Here is an 18,744-nt window from a genome sequence, read left to right on the forward strand (position 1 = left end):
CCGGGTCGCCCTTTTTGCTGGCCAGTCGATCTATCGCAAAAGCTAGCGGGTCGGCGCCAGTGGTGGAAGCGGCGGAAGTGGCATCGGCACGGCGATCCGCGCCGTGCTGTCGACCGCGCTGCGGCCGTTGGTCGCGAGCATGGCGTTGATGGCGCGCAAGTCCTCCGGCCGCAGCGTGCCGTTGGCCTGCCGTAGCCTGAGGTCGCCGAGCAGCACGGTGTAGCGCGCCACCGCCAGGTCGCGTTTGGTCTGGAACAACTGGGTCTGCGCGTTGAGCACGTCGATGTTGATGCGCACGCCCACCTGGTAACTCATGCGGTTGGCGTCCAGTGCGACCTGGCTGGACGCTTCGGCCGCTTCGAGCGCCTTCACCTGGCCGGTCCCCGACACCAGCCCCAGAAAGGCGGCCCGGGTGGCCTGTGACACGCTGCGGCGCGTCGATTCGAGCACCGCGCGCGACTGCTCTTCGAGTGCCAGCGTTTCCTTGATGCGGTTCTCGGTCGCGTAGCCGGCGAACAAGGGCAGGTTGAACACGACACCCACGGACGCGGCCTTGATGCGCGAGCGCTCCGGGGTGGTGGTGGTGCCTTGCGGGTTGCGGGTGACGTTGTAACCCAGGGTGGCATCGAGCGTGGGCAGGTGGCCGGCTTCGGCCTTGCGCACTTCCAGCCCGGCGACGTCCAGCCCCAACTGGGCCTGCAGGATCGACGGGTGCCCCACGTCGGCCTGCGCGACCCACTCTTCGATGTTGTTCGGCACCAGCGTGGGAAGCGTCACCGGCACAGCCAGCGGTGTCGGCACACTGCCAGGGCGACCCACCAGCTGGTCGAGCACGATCTTCTTGACCTGCAGATCGTTTTCCGCCGCGATCTCCTGGGCAATGACCAGGTCGTAGCGGGCCTGCGCCTCGCGCGAGTCGGTGATGGTCGCGGTGCCGACCTGGAAGTTGCGCCGGGCGAAGGCGAGCTGCTCGCCCACGGCGACCTTCTGTGCGCGCACCAGCGCCACACTGTCCTGGCTGGCCAGCACGTCGAAGTAGGCCTGGGCGACTCGCACCACCAGGTCCTGCTCGGCCTGGCTGAGCTGAACGTGCGCGATGTCGCTCTGGCGCTTGCCCTGTTCATGGATCGCCCAGTTGGCGGGGCGGTATATGGGCTGGGTTGCGTTGATGCCGATGTTCCTCGTGTTGAACCCGCGCGAAGTCAGGGCATTCTCGGGCGTGACTTCTTGCCGGGTGTGCGCGACACCGGCCGACAGCCCCACCGTCGGCAGAAGGCCGGCCTTGGCCTGCGCCGCCCGCGCCAACGTGGCGTCGTGCTGCGCACGCGCAGCCTGGTAGACGGCGTCATAACCGCGCGCCAACTCGTACAGCTCGACCAGGCTCTGGCCGTGGGCCGGCAACGCAAGGACCGCGGCGAACAAGACGGCCAACGGCGGGACGAAAGCCTTCGCGGTGGGCGGCAGGCACTGGGCCAGCCCACCGGGTCGGGTTCGGCGTCGGGGCGTGTGCAGACGGTCCTCCGCTGTGCGGCTGGCGTTGTGGGATCAGGCGAGCCGGCGCACACCGCTTGGCGGCAGCTTGCGATCCACGTGCAGGATGGCCCCCACGATCTGTTCCGGCCTGGCCAGCGCGGGCGTCATGGCCCAGCGGTCATAGGCGTCGTTGCCGATGCGCACCATGCCGGTGTGGCGGTTGATCTGTTTGTCGACACTGGGGTCCGGGTCGTAGAACCCGAGTGCGTAGCGCACAAGATCGATGTTCTTGCGGCTCCCGGTCAGGAACAGCCACCCGGGATTGACGCCATGCATGTCGGCGTACTCGGCCAGGTGTTGCACGGTGTCGATCTCGGGCCGGATGGTGATCGAGTACATGAAGATGTCCTTGCCCACGCGCTGGCCCAGGCGTTCCTGGACGCGCGCGAGGTTGTAGGTCATGGTCGGGCAGATGCCGTCGCAGTCCGCGTACATCATGTTGATGGCGACGATCTTTCCCCTTACCAGGTCGTCGTAGAAGTTCACGGTGGCGCCGGTGTGCGTCTTCAACTCGACGTTCGGGATGCGGCGCGCCCCCCGTGTCTTCGCCGTGGAATTGGCGGCGGCGGTGGGCAGGCCGACCGCGCACAGCGAAGCGGCGCCCAGTCCGGCCAGTACATGTCTGCGGTAGTTCATGAAAGTCTCCTGAAATGGATCGACGACGCTCATCGCGCATGGGCCGCTGGCCTCACACGATGTCGTAACGGATCATCATGGCGTGGTCCTCGTGCGTGAGGTTGTGGCAGTGCATTGCGTACTTGCCCTTGAAATCGCGGAAGCGCAAAAGCACTCTCATGGTCATGAGTTCGCCGACGATGAAGACATCCTTGCGGCCGCGCTCGTTCACCGGTATGGGTTGGTTCACGCCGTTGACACTCTTGCTGAGAATGCGCCCCTCTTCGAAGTGCACGTGAATGGGGTGCTGCCAGCCGTTGTCCGGGTTGACGAACTCCCAGATCTCCGTGGCGCCCATGGGAACCGTGGCCCGGGGCGTGAGTGGATCGAAGAACTCGCCGTTGACGTTCCACATGCCGCTGTTGCGCTGGAAGACAAAGGTGCGCACGGGTAGTGCGGCGAGTTGGGCGGCACTGGGGAGATCGCGCAGCGGGCGCAGTGCGCTGGGTACCACACTCAGGTCGGGTGTGGGGGCAGGGCGGTCGATGATGAACTTGAGCACGCGCGTGCCCGGCGCCTGCAACACAGCGGGCCTGCGCGTGTCGACCTGCGTCAGCTGGTTCACCAGGTACAGCGTGGTGTTCAGCGGGAAGCGCGAAAAGTCCACCACGATGTCCACGCGCTCGGCCGGCGCGAGCCGGACCCGCAGCACGTTCTGGATCGGTGCCGGCAACAGGTTGCCGTCGCTGGCGATCTGGGTGTAGGGGTACACGATATTCGCACCCGTGTTCTGCAGCGCGAATTCGTAGAAGCGCGTCGGCCCGACGTTGAGCAACCGCAGCCGGTACTTGCGGCGTGCCACGCGCAGCACCGGCTCGATCTTGCCGTTGACGACGATCTTGTCACCCAGCACGCCCTCGGGGTTGAGTTCGTCAAACGTCAATCGGCCACCCGAGTCGAACCGCTTGTCCGAGAAGCTGAGCGGGTAGTCGTAGGCGCCGCTCGGCAGCTTCAGCCCGGTGGTCTCGTCGCCGGTATCGAGGTGGTCGAAGATCATGTAGCGCCCGAACAGGCCTTTGAGAACGTTCGGGGCGGTCACGCCGTCCGTGTGGTCGTGGTAGAAGAGCGACCCCAAGGCTTCGCGCGAATCGCCGATGCCGCCGGACTCGTCGAAACCGGCATAGAGGTTGGGATAGAAGTGGTCGTTGAATGTCCCCGGCGCGGACAGCGTCAATCCCCTTTGCGTCGCGCTGTAGAAGTCGGCCGCGAAGCCGTCGCTCTCCGAGGGGGTGTGCATGTTGTGCAGGTGGGTGGTGATTTCGGGCGAGCCGAATCCGATGTGGTTCTGCGGCAGTTCGTTGCGGATGCGGCAGATGATCGACTGGCCATAGCGCGCATAAATCGTGGGGCCTGGTGTGGTCACGCCCGGCGTGTGGCCTTCATACCCCCAGATCGGCTGGGGTGGGTAGTAGGGGTTGTTGCCGTTGAACTGCCAGAGCGGGTTTTCCTTTGCCGTCAGTTGGTAGAGCAGGGGTGTGCCGACGACACCGGGCAGGGTGAGGTCGGCGTAGCGCTGGTGTTCGCCACGCCCGCACTCGCCGTCCACCAGATTCGCGGTGAGGGATGGGGACGGGCTCAACGAAGCAAGCGGCGACAGCGGCGTGATCTGCGTCGGCAGTTCCTCGATCCATGGGGTCGTCGGCGGACTGGGCGGTAGAGGCGTGGGCTGCGCACTGGTCTTGCTCGGTGTCAGCACCATGGGTGCCGCCGTGGCCGCGATCGAGGCCTTCAGCCAGGTTCGTCGGGTCCCAGACACGGTGGAATCGCCTGGCTCGCGTTGAATGGAATCTTTGCGCATGATCTATTCCCCTCGTTGACAACGAACAGACTTCTCACATTTGCCTGGCTGATCTGCGGATCGTGGTGGTGATGGGCTCGGCAATGTACTGAAGGGCCGTCTGCGTGACGCCTTCGATGTAGACCTCGGCGGGCATACCTGCCTGGAGTTTGAAATCGCCGATGGACCTGAGCGACTCGGCGTCGGCCAGGATCATCACGCTGTAGTAGGGCAGATTGGTTTGGCGCTCGATCAGCCTGTCACCCGACACGTAGCTGACCTGTCCGGTCACCATCGACGTGTTGCGGTACTTGAACGCGGTGAACTTGATCCGCGCGTGTTGGTTGAGCCGGACGTTGCTGATGTCTTCCGGGCGGATGTGGGCTTCGATCAACAGTTGCGTGTTGCTCGGCACGATGTCCGCAATCGCCTCTCCGGGGCCCACCACCGCGCCGGGAGACGTGAACTTGAGGTCGATGACTTCGCCGCTGGCCGGGGCGGCCACGACCTGGCGCAGCGCGGCGTCTTCCGACTTGCGCAGCTCCTGCTCGATCTCGCTCAGGCGCTGTGTCGTGGCCTTGAGCTGGTCGCTGGCGGCCTTCACGTAGTCGTTGCGGATCGACTGGATCTTCATGTCGATCTCCACCAGGCGCTGGGCCGCGCGCGCGAGTTCCGTGCGCCGCTCCTCGACCTTCGCCGCGTACTCCATCACCGTGGCGTCGATCTGCGAGATGCGGCTGGTGGAGATGAACCCCTCGGCGATCAAGCCGCGGTTGGTCTCCAGGTCCTGACGCTGCAGGGCCAGCGAGTTCTTCGCCTGATCGATCTGCGCGTTGACGGAGATGATCTCCTGCTCGACGCGATCGCGCTGCGTGCGCATCAGCGCTGTCGCACTTTCCAGCGAGTGGCGCTGTGCCTGGAACAGGCCCGTTTCCTTCTGCAGGGCATGTCGGATGCGCTCATCCGTCTGCGCCGCCTTCACCACCTCAGCGGGAAACTCCAGGGATCTGGCGACGGCATGCTCGGCCTCGAGACGGGCCAGCGCGGCCCGTTCCACGAGCACGCGGTAGAAGAGTCGGTTGCGGTCGGCATCGATCCTCACGTCACCCAGGATCAGGATGGGGTCGCCGGCCTTCACATGGTGGCCGTCGCGCACCAGCACCGCGCGCACGGTGCCGCCTTCGAGGTGCTGCACCGGTCGCCGGTTCAGATCCACCTTGACGAAGGCCGGCGCGACGACGGCCATCGACAGCGGCGCCATGCTCATCCAGAGGCCGATCGGAAAGATCGACAAGGCGATGGTCCAGCAGCCGGCGCGGGCCAGCCTGCGGGCTTCTTCCTGGGTGGAGTGCGCCGGTTTTGTGGGGGGGACGGGGCGTGTCGAGGTGTTCATGGTTCATCCCTAGGGTCTTTCAGGCCACCTTCTGATCGACAGCGGCCTGCGCCTGGCGCTGCATGTCCTTCATGACTTCGCTGGCGGGACCGAACTGCTTGATGCGCCCGGCCGCGAGCACCAGGATCTTGTCGACGTGGGCGATCAGCGAGGGGCGGTGCGTGACCACGACCGAGGTCACGCCAGCTTCGCGCAAGCCGCTCATGGACTGGGCCAGCGCCACTTCGCCAGCGCCGTCCAGGTTCGAGTTCGGCTCGTCCAGGATCACCAGCTGCGGGTTGCCGTAGAGCGCGCGGGCCAGCGCAACGCGCTGGCGTTGGCCGGGGGACAGGCGCGAGCCGTGCTCGCCGACCGGCGTGTCATAACCCTGGGGCAGCCCCAGGATCAACTCGTGCGCGTTGGCGCGCGTGGCGGCTTCGACGACCTTTTCCGAATCGACCGTGTCCAGCCGCGCGATGTTGTCGGCGACCGTGCCGTCGAAGAGTTCGATGTCCTGTGGCACGTAGCCAATGAACGGGCCCAGCTGGTCACGCGACCAGTACGACACGTCGGCGCCATCGAGCCGCACCCGGCCGGCACTCGGCGTCCACACACCCGTGAGCAAGCGCGCCAGGGTGGACTTCCCGGCCGCGCTCGGGCCGACGATGGCCAGGGCTTCGCCAGGCGTGAGGGTGAAGACGATGTTCGACAACACCATGGTCTCCGTGCCGGGCGCCCGATAGGAAATGTTCTCGGCGGTGAGCCGCCCCTCGGGCCGTGGCATGACCACGCGCGGTTCGACGCGCTCAAAATCCTTCGACAGTTCCAGCAGGCGCCGGTAGGCCGCGCGCGCTTCGATCAGCGTGCGCCAGCTGCCCACCACTTGCTCGACCGGCTGCACGGCGCGCCCGAGCAGGATGCTGGTCGCGATCATGACCCCGGCGGAGGCCTGCTGGCTGAGCACGAGGTAGGCACCCAGGGCCAGCATGAGGATCTGGATGGCCTGGCGGACCGCCTTGGTGCCGGCCGTGAACGCGACCGTGCTGCGGCTGGCGCTGGTCTGCATCGCGGCGATCTGGCCTTGCAGCGCGCGCCAGCGCACCAGCAGCCGCTGGGTCATGCCCAGGGCTTGCAGCACCTCCGCGTTGCGCAGCGAACTCTCGACATACTGGGCCGCCCGGCGCCCTTCGTTCTGCAGGGTCTCGAGCGACTGGCGGCTGATGCGGTCGTTGAGCCATGCCAGGCCCAGCATGAGCAGGGCCGAGAGTGCGGCGCCAATGCCCAGCGCCGGATGGAACATCCAGATCACGGCCACGTAGACAAACACCCAGGGCGCGTCGAAGACGGCGATGAGCCCGTTGGCGGAGAACACGGAACGCAGCGCCGCCACGTCTCGGATGCCTTCGGTCCGGGTGCCGGTGGGTATGCGTGCGGCGCGCTCCACGATGGCGTTGACCACCGGCGGCGAGAGCCGCTCGTCGACCAGGACGCCCACCACGTTCTGCAAACGCGTGCGAAGGTAGTCCAGGATCAGCAGGAGCAGCAGCGCCACGCCGGTGCCGGCCAGCAGCACCAGCAGCGTCTCGTGGCTGTTGGTCGAGATGACCCGGTCAAACACCTGCAAGGTGAAGAACGCGGGCACCAGGAACAGCAGGTTGATGAAGAACGAGAACGCTGCGATGTAGCCCAGCAACGGACGGAGTTCGGTCCACAGTGATTTCATGCGCGGGTCCTCCGTGTTGCAACGCCGCTGCGCTCAGCTGGGCTTGCTGCCGTTGAGGCCCCGGGCGGCGTCCGCCGCCTCGAGTGCCTTGACCCGTTTGACCAGCTTCTCGATCACTTTCATCTGCTCGGCATAGGCGTGCGCGAGTTGCTGGGTGACATCGCTCAGCCCCTTGATGGCGATCGTGAGCTCGTCCTTCTTCGCGTTGACCACGCTCATCCGCGACATGACCAGGGTGGCGACGTCGCGCGGATCGGACACCGTGCGACGCTCGGCCTGTGGGGCAGGGCGCTCGGCCGTCACCGTGTCGGGAGTGGTCTTGGCTGTGTCGTTCATGTGGGGCTCCTCGTGTTCGTTTCGATATCGAAGGCATTCGCGGTGCGGGGCCTTGGTAGGCCTCGCACCCCTCGCACGCTGTTGCTCAGGCCGACAGCAGGAAGTCCGCCTGCGTGACGGCGTTGGTGCCGACACCGTTGACACCCAGCAGCACGATGCTGTCCAGCCCGTCGATCGCGACGCTGCTGTCGTTGCCCAGATCGGCGATCACCACGCGCAGGTTGAAGGTGCCCGCGTTGATGCCGAACGACGAGATGTCGATCTGATCCTGCCCACCGGCCGGGGTGGCGTCGAAGTCGAGGATCGTGTCGTTGCCGAAGCCGGCGGCGAAGACAAAGACGTCGTTGCCCGCGCCGCCCGCCATCGTGTCGTTGCCGGCACCGCCGGTCAGCCGGTCGGCCCCGGCACCGGTGCTGAGGAAGTCGGCACCGGCCTGGCCGTCGACCACGTTGGCGCCCGTGTCGAAGACGATGCTGTCGTCGCCCTGGCTGCCGATCACGTTCTCGATCGTGGCAAGCAGGTCGTTGCCGATCTCAGCACTGCTGGCGCTGACATCCGTCACGGTCGCGCCGGCGGCCGTTCCCGCCAGGTTGTAGGTGTCGGCGCCGGCGCCACCGGTGTAGCTGTCGTCGCCATCGCCCACCATGGCGAAGAAGGTGTCGTTGCCGGCACCGCCGGTCGCCGTGTCGTTGCCGATACCGCCGATCACGGTGTCGCTGCCGCCCTCGCCGTTGATCGTGTCGTTGCCGGCACCACCCAGCACGACGTCGTCGCCGGCACCGGCATTGATGACGTCGTTGCCGCCCTGACCGTCGATGATGTTGGCGCCAGCGTTGCCGGTAATGTTGTCATCGCCCTGGCTGCCGAGGATGACCTCGATCGAGTTGAGCGTGTCGGACCCGATGTCCGCGCTGCTCGCAGCGGTGGCCGTGACCGTGGCTCCCGCCGTGGTGGCCGAGAGGTCGAGGGTGTCGATGCCCGCGCCGCCCAGGTAGCTGTCGTTGCCGTCGCCCGCGACGGCGAAGAAGGTGTCGTTGCCGCCACCGCCATTGAGCGTGTTGGCTGCGGCGCTGCCGGTCATCAGGTCGTTGCCCGCGCCGCCGGTCACGTTCTCCACGTTGGCGACCGATTCAAAGCCCGTGGCCAATCCGGTCCCGAGGTTGATGGTCAGCGCCGTGGTGGTCGCGCCGTAGTTCAAGGTGTCGGCGCCAGCGTCCATGTCGAGCGTGATGGCCTCGACGTTGGTGGCTTGGGAGCCGGCAAAGGCGGCAATCGCGGTTCCGGCCAGCAACACGGCCAGCGAATTGGCCGCTGCGGTGCCACGGATGTTGACGCGGTCGTTGCCCACGCCGCCATCCATGGTGTCGGTTCCATCGCCGATCAGGTAGTTGAAGATGTCATCGCCTTCGCTGCCAGCCAGCGTGTCGTTCCCGGCGCCGCCGTTGAGCGTGTCGTTGCCCAGCCCGCCGACCACGATGTCGTTGCCGGCGCCGGCGTCGATGACGTCGTTGCCCCCCTGGCCATCGATCACATTGACACCGCCGTTGACGGTGATCGTGTCATCGCCCTGGCTGCCAATGAAGTTCTCGATCGCGGAGAGCACATCGGTCCCGGTCTGCGCCCCGATGGCGGAGGTGGGGGTGATGGTCACGCCAGCGGTGACCGCCGACAGGTCGTAGGTGTCGTTGCCGGCACCACCCGTGTAGGTGTCGTTGCCGTCGTTCAGTGTCGCGACGAAGCGGTCGTCGCCACCGCCGCCGTTCAGCGAGTTGGCCTGCGCGTCGCCGGTCAGCACGTCGGCGCCGGCGCCGGTCGCCACGTTCTCGATGCCCGCGATGCTGCTGAAGCCGGAGGCGGTGCCGGTCGACAGGTTCACCGTGACCGCCACCGCCCCCGCGTAGGTCAGCGTGTCGACGCCGCCCAGCAGGTTGGCCGTGACGGATTCGACGTTGACCACCGTGCCACCCGCCACCGCGGTGAGTGCCGCGCCGTCGAACGTGACGGCCAGGTTGTTCGCGGCTGCGGTGCCGGTGACGTTGAGGCTGTCCAGGCCGACGCCGCCATCGACGGTGTCGGTACCTTCGCCGAAGAGGTAGTTGATGGTGTCGTTGCCGGCACCCGCGTTGATGCTGTCCGCGCCGGCGCCGCCGTCGATGATGTCGTTCTCACCGAGCCCGTTGATCGAGTCCGCGCCGCCACCACCGAAGATGATGTCCTGGCCTTCCGTGCCGTTGAGCACCTGGGCCGCGGCGGCTGCGGGGATCGAGTCGCCGGTCACGACGGTCACGGCCGAGGTCACGGTCTCCACGGTACCGCCGTTGTCGGTGAAGCTCACCTGCAGCCGCAGTTCCCGGTTGACCTGAGCGGCACCCGGCGTGAAGGTCTGCAGCGTGGCACCCGCGATGTTCGTGAAGCCGGCGCCGCCGCCGCCCACGCCGGTGTTGACGGCCTGTTGCCACTGGTAGCTGAAAACGACGCCGACCATGCCATCGGCATCGCTGATGCCCAGGGTCGCGGCGGTGAGCGTCTGGCCTTCGGTGGGTGTGGTGTCGCTGATCGTGGGTTGTCCGACCGCCGCGTCATTGGTCGCACCGACCACCGAGGTGGCGGCGGAGTAGACGTTCTCAAGCACGTCGTTGGCGTCCTTGTAGACCGCCCGCACCCGCAGCGCGAGCCCGTCTTCGAAGACCCGCGGCGTGAAAGTGGGGCCGGTGGCCCGCGAGACTTCTCCGCCATCGTTCTCGATCAGGATGTCCTCGAAGATACCGGGGCGGACCTCGGCCTGCCAGAAGTACGCGATCGGGCCGGTGATGGCGCCCGTCGGGTTGGTGCCGCTGACGTTGTCCAGGTCGGTCACGCCGAGCGCCGAGACGGTGAGCGGTTCGCCGATGGCGGGCGAGGTGTCGCTGATCGTCAGCAGGCCTTCCGGATCGAAGTTGAAGCCTTCTTCAGCGATGAAGGCCGCCCCATCCGAGAACTGCAGGCGTTCAATGTTGCGCACCACGTCGATGCCATCCGAACCCGCCACGCCATCCACCACGTGGGCCACCTGCCAGACGTCGTTCTCGATGAAGGTGACTTCGTAGTTCCCGAACACATCCGAGAACACCGCGGTGTCCCAGTCGGGGGTGTCGGCCATCAGGATCTCGCGCGCGATCGTGAGCTGGCCGGGGTTGTAGATGCCGTCGAAAACGCGCCCCTGCAGCTCCAGATCGGTCATGGTGTCGTAGCTCGCGATCTCCGCACCCGTGCCATCGGCGTTCGCCCGCACGCTGATGCGCACGTTGAGCCAGGCGTCACCGTCGATGATGTCGTTGCCGCCGCGGCCTTCGAGCAGGTCGCTACCGGCACCGCCGAGCAGGATGTTGCCGGCGAACGATGTCACCGGGTCCTCCAGCCCCATGCCGACGCCGAGCACTTCGTCCAGAAGCTCCTGCAGACCCTCGATGAGGCTGATGTTGGTGAGCACGCTGCCGGTGGCCCCGGAGAGTGCCATGGCGGTGGCGTCGTTGTCGTCGCCGGACAGAATGTCGGCATGGGCCGAGCCCGACACCCCTTCGATCGAGGTGAAGCGTGCCAGCACCGTGGCGTTGGACACGGGCACCGGCGTTTCGTCGAAGGCGCGCAGCAGCAGGTCCGCCGTGACACCGAACGGATCGTCCTTGAAGCCGGCCCAGTCGAAGCCCGAGCCGCCTTCGTAACGGTCCACCTGGCCACCGTTGCCGAACATGATGTCGTCGCCACCTTCGCCGTCCATGCGGTCGGAGATGGTGTTGCCGATGAAGACGTCGTGGCCGACTGCCTGGTCGCGCCCGAGGGCGTCGAAGTTCTCGCCGGCGCTGCCATCGGCCATGCCCAGTTCGATCCAGTCGTCGCCTTCGTTGCCGAACACGAATTCGTTGGCGCGCGCGCCCAGGATGAAATCGTTGCCGGTTCCACCGAAGGCTTCGGACGGGTCTTCGCCCGTCACGATGAAGTCGTTGCCATGGCCACCGAGGATGAGGTTGGCGCCATTGCCGCCATGGATCGCATCGTTGCCGTCACCGCCTTGCATGTTGTCGTCGCCGCCGAGGTCCGTCATGATGTCGTCGCCGCTGCCGCCGAAGACGAAGTCGTTGCCGTCGCCGCCTTCGAGCCGGTCATTGCCCGCATCGCCCCACAGCGTGTCGTCGCCAAGGCTGGAGATGATGGTGTCGTCGCCGGCGGTGCCCCCGAGTACGACGTGGTCTTCACCGCTGTACTTCAGGTAGTTCGCATCGGGCGTCGAGGTGCCGGGGTCGTTGCGCAGCACCAGCGGTGTCAGGCTGCCTTCACCGGTCGGGTCATCGCGTCCCTCCAGCCCGAGGCCGGTGAACTGCCGCGACGCATCGACTTCCAGTGTGAAACCAGGGGCCGTGAAGACGTCGCCCGGCATGTGCGAGGCGTCGGTGTTGGCCATCACCATCCGGGCGAAGGAGTTGTTCTCGAGTTCGGTGAGGAAGTTGAGCCCCTGCGTGCGCTCGAGGTAATAGAAGCGGTCGCCGTCCTGCAGCTTTTCCATCTGCTCTTCGAACACGAAGTTGAAGGTCGAGCCGAGCAGACCGCCAAAGGGCATCTGCTTTTCGGCCAGGCCACCGATCCACAGGTCGATGGCGTCGACACCGGTGGTGGTGGTGCCGGCCGCGTTGGCATAGGCATTGCGGCCGTACAGGAAGTCGAGCCGGTCCTCCGGCGCATCAATGCCGCCGTAGACCAGCGCAATGGCCGCCGCGCGTTTCTCGTCCACCGTGTCGGCGGCGAGCAGGGTTGCATGCGTGCCATAAGCGGCGATGAAGTTGACCACCGAGGCTTCGTGCTTGATGTGCTGCATGAAGTCGACCCAGTTCTCGTAGGGCTTGAGCTGGGCGTCGCCAGTCACGCCGTAGAAGTCGCGCCGAGCGGCGTTGAGCGTCGGCACGCCGGTGTCGCGTCCGCGCATGATGTTGATGGCCGCGAGGTCCAGCGGCAGGCCGAGCAGGTTGTTGCGCAAGGCATCGGTCACGAACTCGTCGATCTCGTTGCCCTGCTGCCGCGTGAGGCCCCGGGCCAGCGCGCCAGCCGCCGCGTCGGCGCTGATGCCGCCGGGCGCGAACTGGAGCGGGTTCAGGAAGGCCTCGATCAGCCCCATCTGCTGGGTGGGATCTTCGGCGCTCGGGATCATGTTGAAGTCAGCGTCGAAGCGGTCCACGGTTTCGGTCAGCATCGAGTGACCGAAGCGGTACACCGTGTGCGCGAACTCGGCCACGATCGCCGGATTGATCTCCGTGTCGTAGACCTGGGTGGCGGCGAAGAAGATGTCGATCTGCGGCTGCACCTTGCGGGCGAACTCTTCGAACACCAGGTGCTGGTACTGCATCTCGGTGCCGAAGCGCGCCGCCTGGAACAGGCGTTCGCCGTCCCACGAGCCGTCGGGCAGGTGCCATTCGTCGATGAAGGCCTGGTCGCCCGTGGCCATGATCACGGCCTTGGTGTGCTCCACGAGCCGGTTGTGTTCGGCGTGGAAGATGTGGTGGATGCCGGTCAGCGCGATGTTCTCGTTGACGCGTCCGTCGCCGGCCATGAAGTGGGCGTCGAGAAACTCGTCGTCGTAGAAGCCCGCGGCCGGTGTGCCGCCAACGATGTCGTCAGCGTCGGCCTGCAGCGGTGCTCCTTGGCTGCTCACCGGGTTGGCGGTGTGCGCGATGTCGGCCAGGAAGGGGTGGCCGGTGCGCACGGCCAGACTGGCGTTGATGGGTGCGTCCGGCGTGCCGGAGGCCAGCGTGCCGCCAACCTGCTGCACGATCTGCACGAAACCGGTGACCGGGTCGGGAATGAAGTTGCCGTATTCGTCGGCTGCGACGAGGGGCAGGTTGAGCGCGTCCATGTCGTCGAGTTCGACGCCCAGAAGGTCGCGTGCCTGCGCCTTGACCACCGCCCAGGTCGCCATGCCGCCGAGCTCGACGTCGTCATCGGTGCCGAAGATGCCGTCTGCGCCGAGGTCGCGGTTGGTAATCAGTGCCCCTGTCGCCACGGGCTTGCCCTCGGCATTAAGCTCGTAGGAGCGCAGGAACACCTGGTGCGAAGAATGCGAGGTGTAGGTCTGGTTCTGGTCGATGAAGGGCGTCGTGAGGTTGCGTGCTTCATGCGTGGTGTCGTCGGCGGTGCCCAGCACGCCGTCCGCGCCCGGACCCGCGACCTGCGTGGCGCGCGTGAGCACCAGGAAGTTGCTGTTGCCGCCGGGCACGAAGAGCGGGTCGTCCTCCTGAAGCGGCACGAAGATCGCGCCATTGCCGCCCTTTTGCACCAGGTCGAGACCGTGGTCGAAGAACTGGCCGAAGAAGGTCATGAAGGCGTTGAACGGCGCCGACAGGCCCTCGTCAGGCGCTGTGTTCGGAATCACCAGCAGGGTGCCGGCCGGAATCGGCACGCCATCGAGGTCGAGCAGCACGCCGTTTTCGTCCAGCGTGCCCAGGCCGGCGTCCACGAACGCGCTGATCGCCGCCGGGTTGTTGCTCGTCATGTCGACGATCAGGTTGCTGATGATGCGCGGGTCGGCATCGACCACGTTCGAATTGGTGCCGTAGTTGGTGTTGGTCAGAGGCGCGCCCGGGCCAAGGACGATCGAGTCACCGTCTTGGTCGTCGCGAAACACCGGATCGACCAGACGAGGGAAGGACCCGTCGGCCGCGCCGAAGCCGGACTGGCCTTGCACCAGGTTGTTGTACGTGCCATCCACCGTGCGCACGCCGAGCGGCGCACGCGGGTTCCCGAAGATGTCCATCAGCTCCTCGCCGGCCGCGTGCCGTTCCGAGATCTTGATCTGCTCGAGGATGAACTGCAGGTCGGACTGGATGAAGCGCACGCCCGCGCTGTCGACCAGCGCCTCGGAGGGCAGGGGGGCCGGAGGCACCACCACCGCAACGCCGGCAACCGGGTCGGTGGCGTCCGAATACACGGTCTCGATCACGCCGTTGGCGTCCTTGTAGACCGCGCGCACCCGAATGGCCAGACCATCAAGGTCCCCGGTGACCCGGAAGGTCGGGCCGTTGACCGAGGCCGGCACACCACCGCCGAGATCGACGATGTCTCGGAAGACACCGGGCAAGCGCACCGGGTCGGGTTCGTACTGCCATGTGTAGCTGATCGGACCGTTCACCACGCCGCCGGGGTTGTCCGCGTCGGTGAGCAGAGGCGACACGGTCAGCAACTGGTTGATCTGCGGCGTGTCGTCGCTGATCGTGACCGCGCCGGCAGGGCCATTGTTGGTGCCGGACAGCAGCACGGCCTGATCGGAGAACTGCAGGCGTTCGACGTTGCGCACGATGTCGGTACCGTCGGTGCCCACGTTGTCGGTCACGGTGGTGCGTCCGTCCGCGCCGGTGGTGACGGTGTAGCTGGCGCGCAGGCCGGAGAACATCGCGGTGTCATAGTCGGGCCCGTCGGACATCAGGACCTCGCGCACGATGCTGAGCTGGCTCGGGTTGATCTCGCCCGAGAGCATGCGCGGCACCAGTTCCTTCATGCTGTCGACGCTGGTGAGACCGGGCACGCCCGACACGGCGATCCGCACGTTGAGCCAGGCGTCGCCGTCGATAATGTCGTTGCCGCCGCGTCCCTCGATGAGGTCGCTGCCGTCGCCGCCGAGAATGATGTTGCCCGCGCCAAACGATGTGGTGCCGGCCGGCAGAACGTCCTGCAGGCCATCGATCAGCGCAATGTTGGTCAACACGCTGCCCGTGAAGCCGGCTTGAAGGATCTCCGTGGTGTCGGCGTTGTCGCCGCGCAGGAAGTCGGCGTGGGCCGAGCCCGACAGGCCTTCGGTGAACGCGAAGCGGTCCATCATCCCGGCACTCGAGTTGACCACCGGCGGCACCACAAAGTCGTTGACCATCATGTCGGCGGTCACGCCGTACTTGTCGAACTTGTAGATGGCCCAGTCAAAGCCCGAGCCACCGTCGAAGTGGTCTTCACCGTCCGAGCCGCTGAAGATGTCGTCGCCGCCTTCGCCGATCAGCTCGTCGAAGCCACCGCCGGAGATCAGCACGTCGTTGCCGATGACGCCGTCGCGGAACAGCGGGTCGGAACTGTCGCCCGTGGTGCCGTCCTGTGTGCCGAGTTCAATCCAGTCGTGGCCTTCGTTGCCGAGCGTGGGCAGGTTGCCCTTGCTGCCGAGGATGAAGTCGTCGCCCTGGCCGGCGAACACCTCCGACACGTCTTCGCCGGTGATGATGAAGTCGCTGCCGTCGCCGCCGATGATCAGGTTGGCGCCGTTGCCGCCCTGGATGACGTCGTGGCCGGCGTTGCCTTTGAGCACGTCGTCGCCGCCGCGGTCGGTGATGATGTCGTCGCCGTCGCCGCCGTCGACCTGGTCGTTGCCGTCACCACCTTCGATGCGGTCGTTGCCGCCATCGCCGTAGATGGTGTCGTCCCCGATGCTGGCGATCAAGGTGTCGTTGCTGTCGGTGCCGCCGAGCACGACGTGCTCGTCGCCGGTGTAGCGCAGGTAGTTGGTTTCAACGGCGGCGGTGGTCGGGTCGTCGCGGATCACCAGCGGTGTCAGCTCGGTTCCGCCCTCGGTCGGGTCATCGTGGCCATCGACACCCAGGCCCGTGAACTGCTGGGCCTGGTTGACCTCGAGGATCAGGCCGGGGGTCGAGAAGATGTCGGCAGGCAGGTGCGTCGCATCGGTGTTGAGCATCACCAGCTTGGCGAAGGTGTTGTTCTCCATCTCGGTGAGGAAGTTCAACCCGGCCAGGCGCGACAGGTAGTAGAAGCGGTCGCCGTTCTGCAGCGCTTCCATCTGGCTTTCGAAGACGAAGTTGAAGGTCGAACCGAGCAGGCCGCCAAAGGGCATCTGCTTCTCGGCCAGGCCGCCGATCCAGAGGTCGATATCGTCGACGCCGGTGGTTGTCACGCCGTTCGGGCCACTCACATAGGCACCGGTGCTGTTGAGGAAGTCGAGCCGGTCGCCATCCTCTGCGGTGAAGGTGCGCTCCTCGGCGGTACCGGCGTTGAGAACCGCGCTGCCGCCGAAGACCAGTGCGGCGGCCACCGCGCGCTTCTCGGCAAGCGTGTCGACATCGGCGGCCACGAGCTCGTCGTGGGTGCCATAGGCAGCGATGAAGTTGATCACCGACGCTTCGTGCTTGAGGTTCTGCGTCAGGTCGACCCAGCTGGTGTAGGGCTTGAGCTGCGGGTCGGAGGTCGACCCGTAGAACGAGCGGCGCGCCTCGTTGAGGGTGGGCACGCCGGTGTCGCGGCCGCGTGCGATGTTGATGGCCGCGAGGTCCAGCGGCAGGCCGAGCAACTGGTCGCGGACCGCGTCGGTGACGAACTCGTCGATCTCGTTGCCGACCTGCCGCGTCATGCCGCGGATGATGGCACCCGCTGCCGCCTCGGGCGACAGCGCGCCGTCGTTGTTGAAGGCCACGGGGTTGAGGAAGGCCTCGACCAGCCCGAGGTCGCTCGATGCGAAGTTGGGGTCGAGCCGATCGACGGTTTCGGTGAGCATCGTGTGGCCGACGCGAAACACCGCGTGCGCAAACTCGGCGACGATGGCCGGGTTGATGGTCGTGTCGTAGTTGGTCTCGGGCAGGAAGGCATCGATCTGCGGCTGCATCTTGCGCGCGAACTCTTCGAACACCAGGTGCTGGTATTGCATTTCCGTCGCGAAGCGAGCGGCCTGGAAGAGGCGCTCGCCGTTCCAGGATCCGTCGGGCAACTGCCACGAAGCAATGAACGCGGCGTCGCCGCTTGCCAGCACAGTGGCCTTGATTTCGTCGACCTGCCGGTTGTGTTCGGAGTGGAAGACGTGGTGGACGGCGGTCAGCGCGATGTTCTCGTTGCCGCGGCCGTCGCCGGTGATGAAGTGGCGGTCGAGCAGTTCGTTGTCATACGTGCCGGGTTCCGAGAGGCCAATGGCGGCGTCGCTGTCCGGTGCCAGTACGCCACCCACGAACACAGGAGCCGCGGCGTGCGAGATATCGTTGAGGAAGGCGTGGCCGGTGCGAACGCCCAGACTCGCATCAATGGGCGTGCCGGGCGTGCCTGAGGCGAGCCCGTTGCCGTCCGGGTCCAGCGGCCCGCCGACGTCAGCGGGTTGCAGAACGATCTGTGCGAAGCCGGTGACGGGGTCGGGGATGAACTTGCCGAACTGGTCCGTCGCGAGGAGGGGAAGGTCCAGAACGTCGGCGTCGTCGAGCTGGATGCCCAGCATGAGTGCCTGCGCCTTGACCTGGGCCCAGTTGGCAAGACCGCCATCGGCGCCATCGAGAAGGGCGCCTGTGGCCACCGGACGGCCACTGGCGTCGAGGGCGTACTCGCGCAGGAACACCTGGTGCGAGGGGTGCGAAGTGTAGGTCTGGTTCTGGTCGACGAAGGGCGTCGTCTGATTGGTCTGGTCGCCGTTGGCGTCGCGTGTGGCGCGCGACAGGACCATGAAGTTCGGGGCGCCGGGGGCGTCGTCGAACAACGGGTCGTCCGGCTGCAGCGGCATGAAAATGGTCTCGCTGCTGTTCTTGTTGACCAGGTCAAGGCCGTGGTCGAAGAACTGGCCGAAGAAGGTGAACCACGAGTTGTACGGGGCCGAGAGGCCTTCGTCGGGCGAGACGTTCGGGATGTCGAGCAAAGTGCCGGCGGGAATGACATTGCCGTCGAGGTCACGCAAGACACCGGCTTCGTCGAGTGTGCCCAGGCCGGCGTTGACAAACGCGCTCACGGCCGCCGGGTTGTTGCTGGTCATGTCGGCCACCAGGTTGCTGATCAGCCGCGGATCCGCGTCCACCACATGCCCGGCACTGCCGTAGTCGGTGTTGGTGATCGGCCCGAAAGTGTCGTCCTGCTCGTTGCTGTAGGTCTGCGGCACCAGCTGCGGGAACGGGTTGTCCGCGGTGCCGTACTGGCTCTGGCCAGGCATCAGGTTGTTGTACGAACCGTCGACCGTTCTCAGACCAAATGGCACAAAAGTGTTCGGCACCAGGCTCGCGGGGTCCGCTCCCGCCGCTTGTGCTTCCGCAATAAGAATCTGCTGAAGGATGAACTCTAGATCGGACTTGATTAGCGTGGCCATTTTGATGCTCCTGAAGACAATCGACGATCAACGCAGTCCCGACCCCGCGTACATGGCACATGGCCCTTGTAGCGTTGCTCAGGGGTAGTCGTGCTGGTCGGTCCAGCGACGGGTGCAGAGGGAGTGGAGGCGTTCGTGACCCGAGGGCGGTCACGCCCCTAGCTGATTGCTAGGGTCGTCGTCGGCCGGTCATGTATCGCAGCTGGGCGATATGGCCAACGTCAATGGAGCGACGGGGGTCGTTGTGTTGAGGGCAGAGAAGG

7 protein-coding genes are annotated in these 18,744 nt (G+C 66.2%); all 7 read right to left on the reverse strand.

All coding sequences use genetic code 11. From position 1 onward, the window contains the following. Positions 1-42: 42 nt before the first annotated feature. Entirely contained in the window at positions 43-1,431 is a 1,389-nt protein-coding gene (locus FFS09_RS16715) for a TolC family outer membrane protein (RefSeq protein ID WP_252374405.1), read from the reverse strand. 114 nt (positions 1,432-1,545) lie between these two features. Then, complete coding sequence (locus FFS09_RS16720) at positions 1,546-2,169, reverse strand: SCO family protein (RefSeq protein WP_137920032.1); 624 nt, start codon at positions 2,167-2,169, stop codon at positions 1,546-1,548. A gap of 52 nt (positions 2,170-2,221) precedes the next feature. After that, a complete protein-coding gene (locus FFS09_RS16725) occupies positions 2,222-4,006 on the reverse strand; it encodes a multicopper oxidase family protein (protein WP_252374406.1) in 1,785 nt (594 codons plus the stop codon). Between the two features lie 34 nt (positions 4,007-4,040). Next, on the reverse strand, positions 4,041-5,378 hold the full coding sequence (locus FFS09_RS16730) for an HlyD family type I secretion periplasmic adaptor subunit (protein WP_137920033.1): 1,338 nt from the start codon (positions 5,376-5,378) through the stop codon (positions 4,041-4,043). Positions 5,379-5,397: 19 nt separating this feature from the next. Continuing rightward, positions 5,398-7,080 (reverse strand): type I secretion system permease/ATPase, encoded by a 1,683-nt coding sequence (locus FFS09_RS16735; RefSeq protein WP_137920034.1) that lies wholly within the window; start codon positions 7,078-7,080, stop codon positions 5,398-5,400. A 33-nt stretch (positions 7,081-7,113) separates the two neighbouring features. Next, complete coding sequence (locus FFS09_RS16740; RefSeq protein ID WP_137920035.1) at positions 7,114-7,416, reverse strand: hypothetical protein; 303 nt, start codon at positions 7,414-7,416, stop codon at positions 7,114-7,116. An 85-nt stretch (positions 7,417-7,501) separates the two neighbouring features. After that, positions 7,502-18,481, reverse strand: coding sequence for a peroxidase family protein (locus FFS09_RS16745; protein ID WP_137920036.1), 10,980 nt, complete (start codon positions 18,479-18,481; stop codon positions 7,502-7,504). Between the last annotated feature and the right edge of the window lie 263 nt (positions 18,482-18,744).

This window comes from Hydrogenophaga sp. 2FB, assembly GCF_005503365.1.
GTDB lineage: Bacteria > Pseudomonadota > Gammaproteobacteria > Burkholderiales > Burkholderiaceae_C > Hydrogenophaga.

What these genes read in the sequence shown, in the direction of transcription:
- FFS09_RS16745 (WP_137920036.1), bottom strand. Translation starts at nt 18,481, where the DNA reads ATGGCCACGCTAATCAAGTCCGATCTAGAGTTCATCCTTCAGCAGATT.
- FFS09_RS16725 (WP_252374406.1), bottom strand. Translation starts at nt 4,006, where the DNA reads ATGCGCAAAGATTCCATTCAACGCGAGCCAGGCGATTCCACCGTGTCT.
- FFS09_RS16720 (WP_137920032.1), bottom strand. Translation starts at nt 2,169, where the DNA reads ATGAACTACCGCAGACATGTACTGGCCGGACTGGGCGCCGCTTCGCTG.
- FFS09_RS16740 (WP_137920035.1), bottom strand. Translation starts at nt 7,416, where the DNA reads ATGAACGACACAGCCAAGACCACTCCCGACACGGTGACGGCCGAGCGC.
- FFS09_RS16730 (WP_137920033.1), bottom strand. Translation starts at nt 5,378, where the DNA reads ATGAACACCTCGACACGCCCCGTCCCCCCCACAAAACCGGCGCACTCC.
- FFS09_RS16735 (WP_137920034.1), bottom strand. Translation starts at nt 7,080, where the DNA reads ATGAAATCACTGTGGACCGAACTCCGTCCGTTGCTGGGCTACATCGCA.